This window comes from Streptomyces sirii, assembly GCF_045690365.1.
GTDB classification, from domain to species: Bacteria; Actinomycetota; Actinomycetes; order Streptomycetales; family Streptomycetaceae; genus Streptomyces; species Streptomyces sirii.
The window spans coordinates 8,008,569-8,022,889 of the sequence record NZ_CP147982.1 but is presented as its reverse complement, the minus strand read 5'-3'; the positions used below and the strand labels follow the sequence as shown (position 1 = coordinate 8,022,889).

Below are 14,321 nucleotides of genomic sequence, written 5' to 3'. Positions count from 1 at the left end.
GCACTTGGCCCGCTGCCCCTTCGCGCTCAATCGAGTCGTCTTCTCAACGGCCCCAGTCATTCGGGCTTCCGTCTCAGCGGACCTTGTCGCGCGGCTCAGTGCACCGGGGGTATGAGTGCGGAGGCGACGGCGTCTGCGAGCCTCCACCGCCTCCCGGACCTGGCGTTTCCGACGTGTGCGGTGGCCGCGGCGAGTCGTCGTCCGTGCGGTCGCGGTCCCCCCTCGGCCGGGGGAGGTTTACCACTACCGAGGGGGTTCCGCCCGCATGCTCGGCGGATTCCGGAACCTGAGGTCGCAGGGTGATCGCTCGGGTCAGGAGCGCGGCAGCTGCAGAGCCGGCGGCCGCCTCGGCGCCGAGCAGTGCACGGACTCAGAACGACACGGTGAGGGAGATGGCGACGATGTTGACGATGAGGTACAAGCCCGTCGCGATGGCGAAAATGCGGTTATTGAAGCGCCGCGCCGCCGGTCGGGCCATGGGATCGGTCAACAGCTTCAGGATGTACGTGGTGTTGGCGACACCGATCAGTACGTAGAGCAGGCTCATGAAGTGGATCTCTTCGACCAGCGTCACGTTCAGGAGGGTGCCCAGCGCCTCGTCGACTGCCCGCAAGTTGAGCACGATCGTGAAGAGCGCGGTACCGAGAATCCCGAGCCGTGCGACCATGGCGACCTCGTCGTCCTTCGACCAGATCAGAAACGAGATCAGGGTGACCAGGAAAGCCGCATATACCGGCATGATCTGCTTGCCGAAGCTCGTGATGTCCTCGCGGGTGAGCTGGAACCCGATCACCAGCTGGGAGTAGCGGCTGCTGGCTCCTGGCTCGAGCCGGGGATCGCCGAAGTTCGTCCGGTAGGGCGCGTCCACGACACCGATCCGGAATTGCGTGATCTTGAAGTCGTCGACATGGATCCTGGGGTTGTACGTGGAGTTCTTCACATCCGCCCGGTAGACGAACCGCGACTCGTCCAGCTCGTTTTCCTCAACCTGGATCCGGACGACCTGTTTGTCGAACGGAAAGTCCGTCAGGTCGAAGTTCTGCCGGAAGGTCCCGGACACTTTGACCTGCGTCCAGTACTCGTTGTCCACCTTCTCGCTGGAAGGCTCGGTCAGCACCGTCCTCGTCGCGTTGGTGAACTCAAGACGCTGGACAGCGGCAAGATCCTTGCGTGGGCACACGCTCCACAGCCACAGGTCCGCGTCCACGGTGCGCCTGACCGGATCCATCGCGTAGAGGTCGGTGACGTAAGCCCCGACGCGGCAACTGGGCACGGCCGCAGCGGCGGGCGTGGCGATGATCAGCGTGCTCAGCACCGCAGCGGCCGCTGCGAGCAGGGCGCCCGCTCCCGACCGGAGCCCGGCCGGGAAGCCACGTCGGCCGTCCGTTGGCCCGCCATACGAACGGGGCATACCCGCGAGCCTCCAAGAACACCAGCGGGAGCAGCAGGAACTGCCCCAGGGGAGCGTTTCCACGCGGGACCATAACCCGGCGGCCGAGGCAAGATCGCGATCACAGCGGCCCACCCCCGCAGACCGGCTCAGGATGCACCCGTTCGGCCCATGCCCAGGGCCGCGGCGCGACGCGGCTGTCGACCACGCAGGCGGCATGCTCGTGATCGCCCAGGCAGTGCCCCCTATGCGGACAGGTGGCGGGGCGGTGCGGGCGGATTCGTCTCGGCTATGTAACCGAGCCCGCGCGTCTCACCTGATCCAGTCCCCGCGGGTCAGCGGAGAAGCGGACGACTGACGTCGTTGAGACAGGACACCCGCGACCACGACAAGGAGTGCTGACACGGCGAACCGCTGGGCCGGAGTGACCATCGACTGCGTCGACGTGGAACGAGTGGCGGGATTCTGGAGCGCACTACTGGGTCGTCGCCCTCGGCGGCCGATTCACCGGCGAACGGCACGACTACGACGAGGGTGTGGTCGTCGTGATGACCGATCCCGAAGAGCACGAATTCTGCCTGGTCCAGTACTGCTGACCGGCGCGGCTCACCACGACGCCGTCACCCGCCACCGAATGGGCACCGCGCACCCAGACTCCGACGAGACCGCGGTGTCGGCTACAGCGGGTCTTGCCTTTCGGCGGGGAAGTGGATGGGACTGAGGAGGTAGCGGGTACGTTCCGGCGAGGGTTCGTTGGCGAGGAGGGGTGCGATGGCGGCCTGCATCGCGCCGATCAGCGCAACGAGTTCGTCCCTGCTGAGCCAGATCGCGTGCTGCCGATAGCCGACGAGATCTTCCACGGGATCGCTGCCTTCGCGCTGCAGATAAGCGCCGAACTCCGCGATGAGGGCGGCCATGGCGGCAGCGAATGCCCGCTCGTGGTGCTGCGGGGTGAGCGCACGCGCGGTTTCCGTGTCGATGCCCGGGTGTTCCTGCCCTAGCCGGTAGCGGCGTTCGACGGCGCCCCGCACCCGCCGTTCGTCGGCGACGTCGAGGACGCCAGCCGCGGCGAGCAGGTCGACGTGCCGGTAGACCGTCGCCTTGGACACGTCCGGGATCAGGGCACACAGCTGCCCAGTGGTCAGGACCCGTCCGCCGCGCAGTGCGTGGACCAGGCGGAGGCGGACAGGGTGCGCCAGGAGTTCCAAGGTGTCCATGAGCCAACTTTCTCACACATGCTACCTTTCTCAAATCTAAGAAAGGTGAGGGGATGCAGACTGCAGAGAAGACCGCCGTGTCGGTGGTCGAGTGGGCACGCGATGGCCGTTTCAAGGAGATCGCCGCACTGTTCACCCCGCCGTTGCGTGCCGCGCTGACCGCCGAGGCACTCCAGGCGGCCTGGCTCGCCGGGACCGCGGGAACCGGTCCGGTGACGGACCTCGGCGAACCGTCGAGCGAGCCCCTGCGGCCGAACCTGATCCGCGTCAGCGTCCCCTTGGTCTGCGAGCGGGGACAGCTGACCGCCGTCATGTCGGTCGACTCCGCCGGCCTGCTGAACGGGCTACGCCTTGCGCCCCCTGCCTGCGCACCGTGGGCGGCGCCCTCCTACGCGGATCCGGACGCCTTCGAGGAGCACGACGTCACGGTCGGATCCGGTGCTCTCGCCGTGGCCGGCACCCTCACCGTTCCGTGTGGCGACGGCCCGTGGCCCGGGGTGGTGCTACTGAGCGGCGGAGGTCCCTTCGACCGGGACGCGACCAGCGGACCCAACAAGCCCCTCAAGGACCTCGCCTGGGGTCTGGCCAGCCGCGGCGTGGCGGTGCTGCGCCACGACAAGGTGACCTTCACGCACGCGGCGGAGGTGGCTGCCGCGGACGACTTCACGATGACACGCGAGTACGTCCCCTACGCCGTCGCCGCCGTGCGTCTGCTCCAGGAGGAACCGTGCGTCGATTCCGGCCGGGTGTTCGTCGCCGGGCACAGCATGGGTGGCAAGGTCGCCCCGCGGGTCGCCGAGAGAGAGCCATCCGTCTCGGGTGTCGTGATTCTGGCGGGCGACGCCGCGCCCATGCACCGGGCGGCCGTCCGGGTCGTAGGTCACCTCGCCGCCCTCGCCCCCGGCCCGCACTCCGAGGCGGCCCTCGCGGAGATCACCCGTCAGGCCGCGACCGTCGAGACCGCCCTGGTACCCGGTACGCCCCGAGAGGAGCTACCCTTCGGGCTTCCCGCCTCGTACTGGCTGGACCTGCGCTCCTACGACCCGGTTGCCACCGCCGCCACCCTGGACAAGCCGCTGCTGATCCTCCAGGGCGGCCGCGACTACCAGGTCACCGTCGAGCACGACTTGTCCCTCTGGCGCAAGGGACTGGCCGGGCGTCCGGACGTCACCATCCAGGTCTACGAAGCCGACGACCATCTGTTCTTCCCGGGGACAGGACCGTCGACGCCCGACGCGTACCTGGCACCGCAGCACGTCGACGCGGCGGTCATCACGGACGTCGCCGCATGGCTGGACTGCGGGCTTCCACGCGAATCCTGACAGCGGGCGTCTCACTACCGGGTGAGCCGTTCTTCGACGCGCGAGAAGCACGCACCGTCGGTGGCGGGGGCTACCCCCACCACTGGCGTCGGGCCTGCCGCATGGGCAAAGGAGGGTGGCTCAACAACCCTTGTCTCATGACGACTTATCCCCACAGGCGCTCCCTTCACTTCCTTCGTCCGCTGCCGCTGCTCCTCACGCTCTCCGCCACCGCCGCCGCGATGACGCTGACCGCTGTCGCTCCCCCGAAGGCGCAGGCCGAGACTGCCGCCGCGCCCGGGCTCACCTGGCGGTCCTGTGCACAGCCCGGCGGGCCCGCCGGGCAGGAGTGTGCCGAGCTACCGGTGCCGCTCGACTACCGCGATCCGAAGGGACCGCAGCTGACCTTGGCCGTGTCCCGCATCCGCAGCGATCGGCCGGCGGCGAGGCGCGGGACGCTGCTGATGATCCCCGGAGGACCGGGCAGCTCCGGGGTGCAGTGGCTGCGGCGGAAGGGAGATGCGCTACGGAAGGAGATGACGGGCCGGTACGACCTCGTCAGCTTCGATCCGCGCGGGGTGGGCGCCAGCACGACCGCGAGCTGTGGGCTCGACGCGGACGACCGGCATCTGGTGCACCTGCGGTCCTGGCCGGGGCCGGACGGCGGGATCGAGGAGAACGTCGCGCGGTCGCGGCGGATCGCCGCGGCGTGTGCGCGCCACGGGGGCGCCGCGCTGCGCAGTTTCTCCACGGCGAACGAGGTGCGCGACATCGACCGCTTCCGCCAGGCGCTGGGCGAGGAGAAGCTGTCGGCCTGGGGCGCCTCGTACGGGACCTATGTGGGCGCCGTCTATGCGCAGAAGTACCCCCACCGCACCGACCGTTGGGTGCTGGACAGCAGCGGCGACCCCGATCCGTCGCGCGTCGAACGAGGCTGGCTGGTGAACATGGCGGCGGGCGCCGACGACCGCTTCCCCGACTTCGCGGCCTGGGCATCGGCTCCGGCCCGGGAGGACGAAGGTCTGCGGCTGGCCCAACGGGCAAAGGACATACGGCCGTTGTTCCTCGCACTGGCGGCGGAGTTGGACCGTGCGCCGAAGGAGACGACGACGGCGGGTGTCCCGCTGACCGGCGACCGCCTGCGGCAGGCGCTGCAGAACGCCCTCTACGACGACGACTCCTTCGCCCCGCTGGCCCGGCTCGTCCAGGCGGCCCGCCTCCCGGCCGAGAAGCCGGTCCTGCCCGCCGCGCTAGCCCAGCCCCTGCGGGACCAGGACGCCGCGGTCACCGTCGCGGTCATCTGCAACGACGTGCGCTGGCCGAGCTCGGTCCCCGCGTACCGGCGCGCGGTGGCCGCCGACCGCGTCCGGCATCCGCTCACGGCCGGGATGCCGGCCAACGTCTCGCCCTGCGCCTTCTGGAAGGACGCACCCGCGGAGCAGCCCACCCGGATAACCGCCGAGGGCCCGTCCAACATCCTGATGATCCAGAACCTCCGGGACCCCTCCACCCCGTACTTCGGCGCCCTGAAGATGCGGCGGGCCCTCGGCGACCGGGCCCGCCTCGTCACCGTCGACCACGGCGGCCACGGCGTCTACCTCGGCAACGGCAACGCCTGCGGCGACCGCAAGGTCACCGCGTTCCTCTCCACGGGGCAGCGCCCGGAGCGCGACGTGAACTGCGGGCGATGACCCGCCTGGGCGGCCAGTGGCGTCAGCCGACGCAGACGACCCCCAGCAGGCACACATGTGACGGCGACGCCGGGTCGGCCGACGGCGCGGTCGGCTCGGCCGTCGGCGTGGTCGCCGGCTCCTCGTTCGTGGACGAGGAGCCGGCGTCGGACTGCGTGCCGGATCCGGGCGCGGCCGCCGGCGCCGGCGCGGAACCACCGTTGCCGCCGCTGCCACCGTTCCCGGCGTGGGTGCTCGCGGCCGGCGCGGGCGCGCTGTGCGACGCCGCGCTCGCGGGCGCGGAGGGCCGGGCGGTGTATCCGGCGTCGGGGTGCCGGTGCGTCGCGGTGGGTGGAGGCGTGGCGGCGGTGGTGTCCTTGTGCCCGCTGGAGGTCATGGGCGGACGCGCGCCGGGATGCCGTGAAGCCCGGTCGTCCGGCTGCTCCGCCCCATCGGTGGCCAGGGGGTGGGACTTGGCCGCACCCTCCGGGTCCGACGCCGCGGACGCGTGCGTCTGGCCGTTGGACGCCTTGTCCGGCAGCAGAGCCACGGTCAGGGCACCGCCGGCAAGGGCGAACGCCGTCGCCGCCACGGCGCGGCGCTTGTGCTTCTTCCAGCGTGCGAGCTGCCGGCGCCGGGCCGCCCGCCCCTGGCCGGTGGCGGCGGCCGCCGGGCCGCTCTCCGGGCCGGCACCCGAGGCATCCGCTCGCGCGGCCTCCTCGTACCCGCCACCGTCCGCCGGCGCGGCACCGGAGTGGAGAGCACCGGCGTCAGGTCCGGGAACCGCGGCCACCTCGGTCTGCCATGCCTCCCAGGCTTCCCACGTCGTCGCGGTGGCGGCCACCGAGCCGTCGCGGTGGGCGTTCGGGGCTATGTCCGGGGCGTAATCACCGCATCCCGGGCATACGAGAGCCCCATTGAGGTTTCGGCGGCAGGACGAGCAGTAGTCCATCTGCGAGCTTTCTGTGCTGCGTCGCCAGGGACGCCGGCGATCTGTTTTCACGTTCGCACGTGGGGTCGAGCGGCCAGCAACGCTAACGGCACCCACAGAAGACCGCAGGTAGAGGTTGTGACGCTTCCGTGGAGATTCTCTGCCGACGGCGCCGGCACTCCGGACATGTCTCGATGAATGCCGGGATGGACCGCTGGACCTGGTGGCGCCGGGTGTGGTCCACGCGGGCAGGAGGCCTGCCACGGCGAGGGGCGCTGTAGCGCCGCCGGCGTTCACTTCTTCACCCGGTCCAGCCTGCCGAGCGCGTGGCCGGTGGCGGCGTCGGCCAGTGCACACGGGTCGGGGCCGGGCCCCCGTCACCGCGCCCGTCGCACGTCCGGTCGCGGCCGGTCACCGGGACGAGTGGTCCTGTGCTCCGGTTGGCGCCGGTGCCTCTGCGGGGTGGCCGATCCGGTGCTGGGCTGGCGTCACAGGCCGTGCACCGGCTGGCTTTGGTGTGCCCTTGTGCTTCTTCCGCATCCATTTCGCCGTCGGGGGTGCCGGGAGCCGGATACGTGTGCGCGCGAATCCCCTCCTATGCGCCCTGGGCACCCGAATTTCCAGAGGAGAGCAGTGACCACTATTTCAGCGCGCCCTACGGCCGCGCCTGATATCGAGCAGCTTCCGGAACCACCCTTGCGCCGGTCCAGGGAAATCCAGGGAAACATCCTGGCGGCGTTCAACAAGGACTACACGGCTTTCCGCTATATGCGCTTCCCGGACGACGACGGCGCGGGCGGCCGCGGCTGGCTGTCCGTCATGCTGAACACGGTCGCGGTGACCGCCGCGGTCGAGGATTTCAATGAGGAGTTCTCCCTCTCCCGCCGGGCCTGGGGCCAGGACCCGTCCCTCACCGCCACCTGGGTCGGGGTGTCGTTAACCTTCCCGGGCCTGCTCCAGGTCGTCCGCGAGCCCGAAAGGGTGAAGCAGGACCTGGCGCCCTTCGGGTCCTTCATGAAGGGCGCGGCCGCGCGGGCGGCGGACCTCGGCGACCACGGTACGAGCGCCCCCGAGAACTGGCAGTTCGGCGCGGACGGCGCCGCTGTGCACGCCGTACTGATCGTGGCCGCGGACACCGAATCCGCGCTGAACGACAAGCTCGGCAATATCGCCGCCGCGGATGCGGCGCACGGTGTGACGCTGGTCCATCAGGACGACGGCCGCACCCTGGCCGGCGATCTGCGCGGCCATGAGCACTTCGGCTACAAGGACGGCATCTCCCAGCCGGGCGTCAAGGAATTCCATCGCGAGGACCGGGACAATCCCGGATTCCGGGAGAACCGTCCGGGTGCCACCTTGGTCGAACCCGGCGAGTTCGTCTTCGGGCACAAGAGCGAGAGCGGAACGCCGCCCGAGGCGCCTTCGTGGATGGACAACGGTTCCCTCCAGGTGGTGCGCCGGCTGCGGCAGGACGTCGCCGGCTGGAACGAGGCCGTGGTGCGCGAGGCGGGCAAGTTCCAGCCGCACGCCGTCTCGCCCGATCTGCTGGGCGCGTGCCTGGTCGGCCGCAAGAAGGACGGTACGCCCCTCGCGCAGGGCCAGAACCCGGTGACCGGGGTCGGTCCGGGCGGCAACGATTTCACCTATGAGAACGACGGTGCGGGGAGACAGACCCCGTGCGCCGCGCATATCCGCAGAACCCATCCCCGGCACTTCGAGACCACCCAGCGGCACCGCATCATGCGCCGCGGTATTCCCTACGGTCCCGCGTACACGGGAGGCCATGACACGGCGGACCGCGGTCTGATGTTCGTGTGCTACGGCACCTCGCTGGAGCGACAGTTCGAGTTCGTCCAGCGCGCCTGGTCGAACAACCCCGGTTTCGTTCCCGGCACGGAGGGCGCGCCCAACGGCATCGACAAGGTGACCGGCACCCTCAAGCAGGGCGCTTCCGGCAGCCCGGACGCCCATATCGTGCTGGCCGACGGCCAGGAAGGCACCGTGTCGATGGACCGCTTCGTACAGACCACCGGCGCCGTATACGCCTTCACCCCCTCCATTTCGACTTTGCGGCGGCTCGCCGCGAACCAGTCCCTGCACGAGAAGGCCTGAGCCGCCATGCCCAAGAACCGCCATGACATCCGCGATGAGCGCACCGGCGTCGAGCGCGCCAACGACAAGACCCACCAGCAGCTGGCCCGCGAACTGCTGCTGGTCGGTCCCGATCCGGCCAACGAGGACCTCAAGCTGCGCTACCTCGACGTCCTGATCGACAAGGGGCTGGAACGCCCGGTCGCCCCCAAACGCATCCTGATCGTCGGCGCCGGCATCGCCGGCCTGGTCGCCGGCGATCTGCTGACCCGTGCCGGGCACGATGTGACGATCCTGGAGGCCAACGCCAACCGGGTCGGCGGCCGGATCAAGACCTTCCACACCAAGAAGGGCCAGCCGTCGCCCTTCACCGACCCCGCACAGTACGCGGAGGCCGGGGCGATGCGGCTGCCCAGCTTCCACCCGCTGACCCTGGCGCTGATCGACAAGCTCGGCCTGAAGCGGCGGCTGTTCTTCAACGTCGACATCGATCCGTCGACGGGCAACCAGACCGCGCCCGTGCCACCGGTGGTCTACAAGTCGTTCAAGGACGGCAAGGTCTGGACGAACGGCGCGCCCAGTCCCGAGTTCAAGGAGCCGGTCAAGCGCAACCACACCTGGATCCGCACCAACCGCTCCCAGGCCCGGCGCGCCCAGTACGTCCAGGACCCGTCCCAGATCAACGAGGGCTTCCACCTCACCGGCTGCGAAGCACGGATGACCGTCGGCGACATGGTCAACCAGGCCCTGGAGCCGGTGCGCGACTACTACTCCGTACGGCAGAACGACGGCACGCGGGTCAACAAACCCTTCAAGGAGTGGCTGGACGGCTGGGCCGCGGTCGTCCGCGACTTCGACGGCTATTCGATGGGCCGCTTCCTGCGCGAGTACGCCGGGTTCAGCGACGAGGCCATCGAGGCGATCGGGACGATCGAGAACATGACGTCGCGGCTGCACCTGGCGTTCTTCCACAGCTTCCTGGGCCGCAGCGACATCGACCCGACCGCCACGTACTGGGAGATCGAGGGCGGCAGCCGGAAGCTTCCGGAGGCGCTCGCCAAGAACCTGCGGGACGAGATCGTGATGGGCCAGCGGATGGTCCGGCTGGAGTACTACGACGCGGGCCGGGACGGCCACCAGGGCGGGCTCACCGGGCCGGGTGGCCCCGCCGTCGCCATCCAGACCGTGCCCGAGGGCGACCCGTACGGAGAGGTGCAGACCTGGACCGGTGACCTGGCGATCGTCACCATCCCCTTCTCCAGCCTGCGGTTCACCGCCGTCTCGCCGCCGTTCTCGTACAAGAAGCGCCGCGCCGTGATCGAGACGCACTACGACCAGGCCACCAAGGTGCTGCTGGAGTTCTCGCGCCGCTGGTGGGAGTTCACCGAGGCGGACTGGAAGCGGGAGCTGGACGCCATCGCGCCCGGTCTGTACGAGTACTACCAGCAGTGGGGCGAGGACGATGCCGAGGCCGCGCTGGCGGTACCCAAGAGCCTGCGCGATCTGCCGACCGGGCTGCTCGGTGCGCATCCGAGCGTCGACGAGAAGCGGATCAGCCGCAAGCAGGTGGAGTACCACCAGAACTCCTCGCTGCGCGGCGGGGTACGGCCGGCCACCCACGCCTACGGCGGCGGTTCCACCACCGACAACCCCAACCGCTTCATGTACTACCCCTCCCACCCCGTCCCCGGGAGCCCCGGAGGCGTGGTGCTGGCCGGCTACTCCTGGTCGGACGACGCCGCCCGCTGGGACTCCTTCGAGGACCACGAGCGCTACGGCTACGCCCTGGAGAACCTCCAGACCGTGCACGGCCGCCGGATCGAGGTCTTCTTCACCGGCGCCGGCCAGACCCAGAGCTGGCTGCGCGACCCGTACGCCTGCGGTGAGGCCGCGGTCTACACCCCGCATCAGATGACCAGCTTCCACCTCGACGCGGTACGGGCCGAGGGGCCGGTGCACTTCGCCGGTGAGCATGTCTCGCTCAAGCACGCCTGGATCGAGGGTGCGGTGGAGTCGGCGGTGCGCGCGGCCCTCGCCGTCAACGAGGCCAACGCGGCCGAGGAGGTCGTCGCCGGGCTGGCCGCGGCGCCCCGCGAGGAGCGCCGGTCCGGCGCCGCGGCACCGGACCGTTCGCGCGAGGAGGTGCTGACGTCATGACCACGACCACGACCACGACCTGCACGGTGGCCGAGTACCTCGCCATCAGGCTGGAACAGCTCGGTATCACCCATCTGTTCGGCGTCCCGGGCAACCACCTGGGCCCCTTCCTGTCGACCCTGCACGCCAAGACCAAGGTGCGCTGGGTGGGCACCCCCACCGAGGGCGGCGCGGGGCAGGCCGCGGACGCCTATGCACGGGTGAAGGTCGCCGACGCGGAGATCGCGCTCGGCGAGCAGGGCATCGGCGCGGTGGCGGTCACCTACAGCGTGGGCGCGTTCAACCTGCTCAACGCGATCGGCGGCGGCTTCGCCGAGTATGTGCCGCTGATCGCGATCAACGCCGCGCCCACCTACGAGCAGTGGCTGAACCAGCGGGCGATCGGCCTGCTCACCTCGCATATGTCCCAGCGCCCAGAGAGCAACCTGGACGTCTACCGCCAGGTGACGGTGGACGCCCAGGCCATCTCCAATCCGGGCCTGGCCCCCACCCAGATCGACAGCGCGATCACCGCCTGCCTCTCGCACCGCAGACCGGTCTACCTGGAGGTCATGGAGGACGTCTGGGAGGCGCGGTGCGCCGCGCCGCGCGGCCGTCTGACGCGGCAGCAGCGGCCGGTCACCGCGCAGAACGCGAAGATGCTCGACCGGGCGGTAACGGCCTGCGTGGACCTGATCCGGAGCCAGGAGAAGCCCCCGATCCTGTGGGCCGGCGAGGAGATCGACCGCTTCCGGTTGTCCGACGAGTTCGAGAAGCTGGTGCGCGAGACCCGCATCCCGTTCTGCACCACCGTCGGCGCCAAGTCCGTGGTCTCGGAGTACACCCCGGGCTACTCCGGCGTCTACAACGGCAAGGCCAGCAATCCGGACGTGGCCGAGGTGTTCAACAACGCGGGCTGCCGGATCGGGCTGGGCACCTGGGCGACCTCGAAGAACCTCGGCGGCGTGCGGTCGATCGGCGACGACTGGGCGGTCGCCGCCCACGAGGGCGTGCATGTCGGCTCGTCGTACTTCCCCGATGTGCAGCTCGCCGAGTTCATTCCCGCGCTGCGCCGGCGACTGGTCCTCGACTTCGGCGCCGGCGCGTTCGAGGCGGACCACTTCGCCCTCGCACGCAAGGACGGTCTCGACGTCCCCGCGAGCACCGCCGCCTTCCTGGACGCCCAGATCGGCGGGGTGTATCCGGAGAGCGTGACGTACGACAGCTTCTTCCGGCATGTCAACGCCTTCCTGGAGTCGCAGACCGGCGAGCCTCCGGGCGAGCGCGGCAATCCGTTCACCGTGGTGTCCGACGCGGCGTTCGCGCTGATCGGCTCGATGAATCTGCGGATGGCCGAGCGCGCCTCGTACGTGGCGCAGAACAGCTGGCTGTCCATCGGCTACTCGGTCGGCGCGGCCACCGGGGTGGCGCTCGGCCGGCAGCACGCGGGGAAGCGGCCGCTGGTCTTCGTCGGCGACGGCTCGTTCCAGGAGACCTGCCAGGAGATGTCCACCCAGGTGCGGCACGGTCTGCGCCCGGTGGTGTTCGTCCTGGACAACGAGGGCTTCTACGGCATCGAGCAGATGCTCGTCCACCCCTGCTTCTACAAGGAGGGGACGTCGACCCCGCCGTCCGACGGCGCCGACTTCTACAACGAACTGCACCCGTGGCGGTACGAGAATCTCGCGGACGTCTTCGGCTCCGCCAAGCACCCCATGCACGGCTTCGCCGTCCGTACGCACGACCAGCTCGAAGCCCTGCTGAAGCAGATCGGCGAGCCCACCGACCCGATCAACCAGGGCCCGATCGTCGTACGGGTGCAGTTCGAGCGCCGGGACTACCCCGAGGCGCTCAAATACAAGATCGCCGAGAACTGTCCGCCGCCCGGCGGCGCACCGTCGGAAGGGAGCGCGGCATGACCGGCTCGAAGAAGCAGCGAAGCGGCGCGGCGGACGCCACCGTCGACGACTCCGCGAAGGCGCTCCGGCACGCCATGAGCGGTCTGTCCGGACCGGAGACCACCGGCTGGACGGGGACCGTACGGCCCGACGGCCGCCCCGGCGAGGGCGAGAAGGTGCTGATCCTGGGCGCCGGCGTCGCGGGCCTGACCGCCGCCTACGAACTGAGCATGCTCGGCTACCGGGTCACCGTCCTGGAGGCGCAGGAACGCGTCGGCGGGCGCAACCGCACCGCGCGCCGGGGCGACGAGCTCTATGAGCTCGACGAGAAGGGGAAGGTCACTCACACGCACACCTGCGCGTTCGACGAGGGCCTGTACCTCAACCTCGGGCCCGGCCGGATCCCGTACCACCACCGCCGGGTGCTCAAGTACTGCCGGGACTTCGGTGTGGAGCTGGAGCCGTACGTCATGGAGACCACGGCGAACCGCGTCCGTCCGCCGGGCGCCGAGGTGACCTGGCCCAACCGGCGGGTGGCCAACGACACCCGTGGCCATCTCGCGGCGAAGCTCTCCGAGACGCTGACGAGCATGGACGCCTTCACCGGTGAACTGCGGGATCTGCTGCGGGTGTTCGGCGCGCTGGACACGAACGGCAAGTACCGCGGCTCCACCCGCTCCGGCTATCTGGACGGGCCCGGCATCGAGGAGTGGCCCGAACCGGCCCCTCCGCTGTCGTTCGAGGACCTGGTGCACTCGGGCTTCTGGAAGGCGCGTTTCTACCAGCCCGTCGACTATCTGTGGCAGGCCACGATGTTCCAGCCGGTCGGCGGCATGGACCACATCGTCAAGGCGCTGGCGCGGGAGGCCAAACGGGCCGGCGCGAAGATCGTGCTCGGCGCCGAGGTCCGTGAGATCGAGATCGACCCGCGCGGCCTGGGGGTCGCCCTCACCTACCGCAAGGGCGAGGACGAGTTCCACGACAGCGCCCGCTACTGCGTCAGCAACATCCCGATCCCGGTGCTCCGCAAGCTCAAGCTGACCCGCTTCTCGGATCCCTTCCTGAAGGCGATCAAGGTCGTGGAGTTCGAGAAGACCTGCAAGGTCGGCTGGCAGGCGAACCGCCGCTTCTGGGAGGGCGACCTCGACAGCTGCGACGACACCGAGGGGATCTACGGCGGCATCAGCTGGACCGGCCACAACATCACCCAGATGTGGTACCCGTCCAACGACTACTTCTCGGACAAGGGCACCCTGACCGGCGCCTACAACTTCGGGAGCGCCGCCGAAACCCTCGGCAAGCGCGCACCGGACAAGCGTCTGGAGCTGGCCCGCAAGGGCGCCGTCGAGCTGCATCCGGAGTTCGCGGACAAGAAGCTCGTCCCCGACGAACAGGGCGTCTCCATCGCCTGGCACAAAGTGCCCTACCAGCTGGGCGGCTGGGCGGCCTGGAAGCCGCGCGAGGCGACGCACAAGAAGGCGTACCGGCAGCTGCTGCAGCCCGAGGGCACCGACGCGTTCTTCGTCACCGGCGACCAGATCTCGCCGCTGCCCGGATGGCAGGAGGGCGCCATGATGTCGGCCCACTACGTCACCCAGCAGATCCTGGGCATCATGCCCCTGAGCGCGCCGGAGGAGGTGGCCGTTCCGGACTCGGTCGCGCTGACGCAGGGTCTGTTCTGATCGGT

General features: G+C 69.8%; 10 protein-coding genes and 1 pseudogene. 8 read left to right on the top strand and 3 right to left on the bottom strand.

Features of this window, described 5'->3' with window-relative positions; all coding sequences use genetic code 11:
- Nucleotides 1-370 precede the first annotated feature (370 nt).
- Complete coding sequence (locus WAB15_RS35525) at nucleotides 371-1,411, bottom strand: hypothetical protein (protein ID WP_407288797.1); 1,041 nt, start codon at nucleotides 1,409-1,411, stop codon at nucleotides 371-373.
- Nucleotides 1,412-1,814: 403 nt separating this feature from the next.
- Between WAB15_RS35525 and WAB15_RS35520 the strand changes: the two are divergent.
- Together WAB15_RS35520 and WAB15_RS35515 are read left to right on the top strand one after the other, a co-directional pair.
- Nucleotides 1,815-1,895: pseudogene (locus WAB15_RS35520) on the top strand (VOC family protein); the annotation flags it as partial.
- A 43-nt stretch (nucleotides 1,896-1,938) separates the two neighbouring features.
- Nucleotides 1,939-1,986 carry a hypothetical protein gene (locus WAB15_RS35515; RefSeq protein WP_407289349.1) on the top strand — a complete coding sequence of 16 codons (48 nt, stop codon included), beginning with the start codon at nucleotides 1,939-1,941 and terminating at the stop codon, nucleotides 1,984-1,986.
- Nucleotides 1,987-2,067: 81 nt separating this feature from the next.
- Here the strand turns inward: WAB15_RS35515 and WAB15_RS35510 are convergent, their stop codons facing one another.
- On the bottom strand, nucleotides 2,068-2,607 hold the full coding sequence (locus WAB15_RS35510) for a helix-turn-helix domain-containing protein (protein ID WP_407288796.1): 540 nt from the start codon (nucleotides 2,605-2,607) through the stop codon (nucleotides 2,068-2,070).
- Nucleotides 2,608-2,660: 53 nt separating this feature from the next.
- Between WAB15_RS35510 and WAB15_RS35505 the strand changes: the two genes are divergently transcribed.
- Complete coding sequence (locus WAB15_RS35505) at nucleotides 2,661-3,929, top strand: alpha/beta fold hydrolase (RefSeq protein WP_407288795.1); 1,269 nt, start codon at nucleotides 2,661-2,663, stop codon at nucleotides 3,927-3,929.
- 137 nt (nucleotides 3,930-4,066) lie between these two features.
- Nucleotides 4,067-5,599, top strand: coding sequence for an alpha/beta hydrolase (locus WAB15_RS35500; protein WP_407288794.1), 1,533 nt, complete (start codon nucleotides 4,067-4,069; stop codon nucleotides 5,597-5,599).
- A gap of 22 nt (nucleotides 5,600-5,621) precedes the next feature.
- Here the strand turns inward: WAB15_RS35500 and WAB15_RS35495 are convergent, their stop codons facing one another.
- The gene (locus WAB15_RS35495) at nucleotides 5,622-6,422 is read right to left on the bottom strand and encodes a hypothetical protein (protein ID WP_407288793.1); all 801 of its coding nucleotides are present in this window, start codon (nucleotides 6,420-6,422) and stop codon (nucleotides 5,622-5,624) included.
- Between the two features lie 783 nt (nucleotides 6,423-7,205).
- Between WAB15_RS35495 and WAB15_RS35490 the strand changes: the two genes are divergently transcribed.
- From WAB15_RS35490 to WAB15_RS35475, 4 genes are read left to right on the top strand one after another with little or no spacing between them, the layout of a single operon-like run.
- Nucleotides 7,206-8,621 (top strand): Dyp-type peroxidase, encoded by a 1,416-nt coding sequence (locus WAB15_RS35490; RefSeq protein WP_407288792.1) that lies wholly within the window; start codon nucleotides 7,206-7,208, stop codon nucleotides 8,619-8,621.
- Between the two features lie 6 nt (nucleotides 8,622-8,627).
- Nucleotides 8,628-10,757 (top strand): flavin monoamine oxidase family protein, encoded by a 2,130-nt coding sequence (locus tag WAB15_RS35485; protein ID WP_399145454.1) that lies wholly within the window; start codon nucleotides 8,628-8,630, stop codon nucleotides 10,755-10,757.
- Nucleotides 10,754-12,655: an alpha-keto acid decarboxylase family protein gene (locus tag WAB15_RS35480; protein WP_407288791.1), complete on the top strand. Its 1,902-nt coding sequence runs from the start codon at nucleotides 10,754-10,756 to the stop codon at nucleotides 12,653-12,655. The genes WAB15_RS35485 and WAB15_RS35480 overlap by 4 nt, the downstream gene beginning before the upstream one ends.
- Nucleotides 12,652-14,316, top strand: a complete 1,665-nt coding sequence (locus WAB15_RS35475; RefSeq protein WP_399145452.1) for a flavin monoamine oxidase family protein — start codon at nucleotides 12,652-12,654, stop codon at nucleotides 14,314-14,316. Before WAB15_RS35480 ends, WAB15_RS35475 begins: the two co-directional genes overlap by 4 nt.
- The last annotated feature ends 5 nt before the right edge of the window (nucleotides 14,317-14,321 follow it).

Excerpts from the sequence above, each read along its gene's own strand:
- WAB15_RS35525 (WP_407288797.1), bottom strand. The coding sequence starts at position 1,411 with ATGCCCCGTTCGTATGGCGGGCCAACGGACGGCCGACGTGGCTTCCCG.
- WAB15_RS35510 (WP_407288796.1), bottom strand. The coding sequence starts at position 2,607 with ATGGACACCTTGGAACTCCTGGCGCACCCTGTCCGCCTCCGCCTGGTC.
- WAB15_RS35505 (WP_407288795.1), top strand. The coding sequence starts at position 2,661 with ATGCAGACTGCAGAGAAGACCGCCGTGTCGGTGGTCGAGTGGGCACGC.
- WAB15_RS35500 (WP_407288794.1), top strand. The coding sequence starts at position 4,067 with ATGACGACTTATCCCCACAGGCGCTCCCTTCACTTCCTTCGTCCGCTG.
- WAB15_RS35485 (WP_399145454.1), top strand. The coding sequence starts at position 8,628 with ATGCCCAAGAACCGCCATGACATCCGCGATGAGCGCACCGGCGTCGAG.
- WAB15_RS35480 (WP_407288791.1), top strand. The coding sequence starts at position 10,754 with ATGACCACGACCACGACCACGACCTGCACGGTGGCCGAGTACCTCGCC.
- WAB15_RS35475 (WP_399145452.1), top strand. The coding sequence starts at position 12,652 with ATGACCGGCTCGAAGAAGCAGCGAAGCGGCGCGGCGGACGCCACCGTC.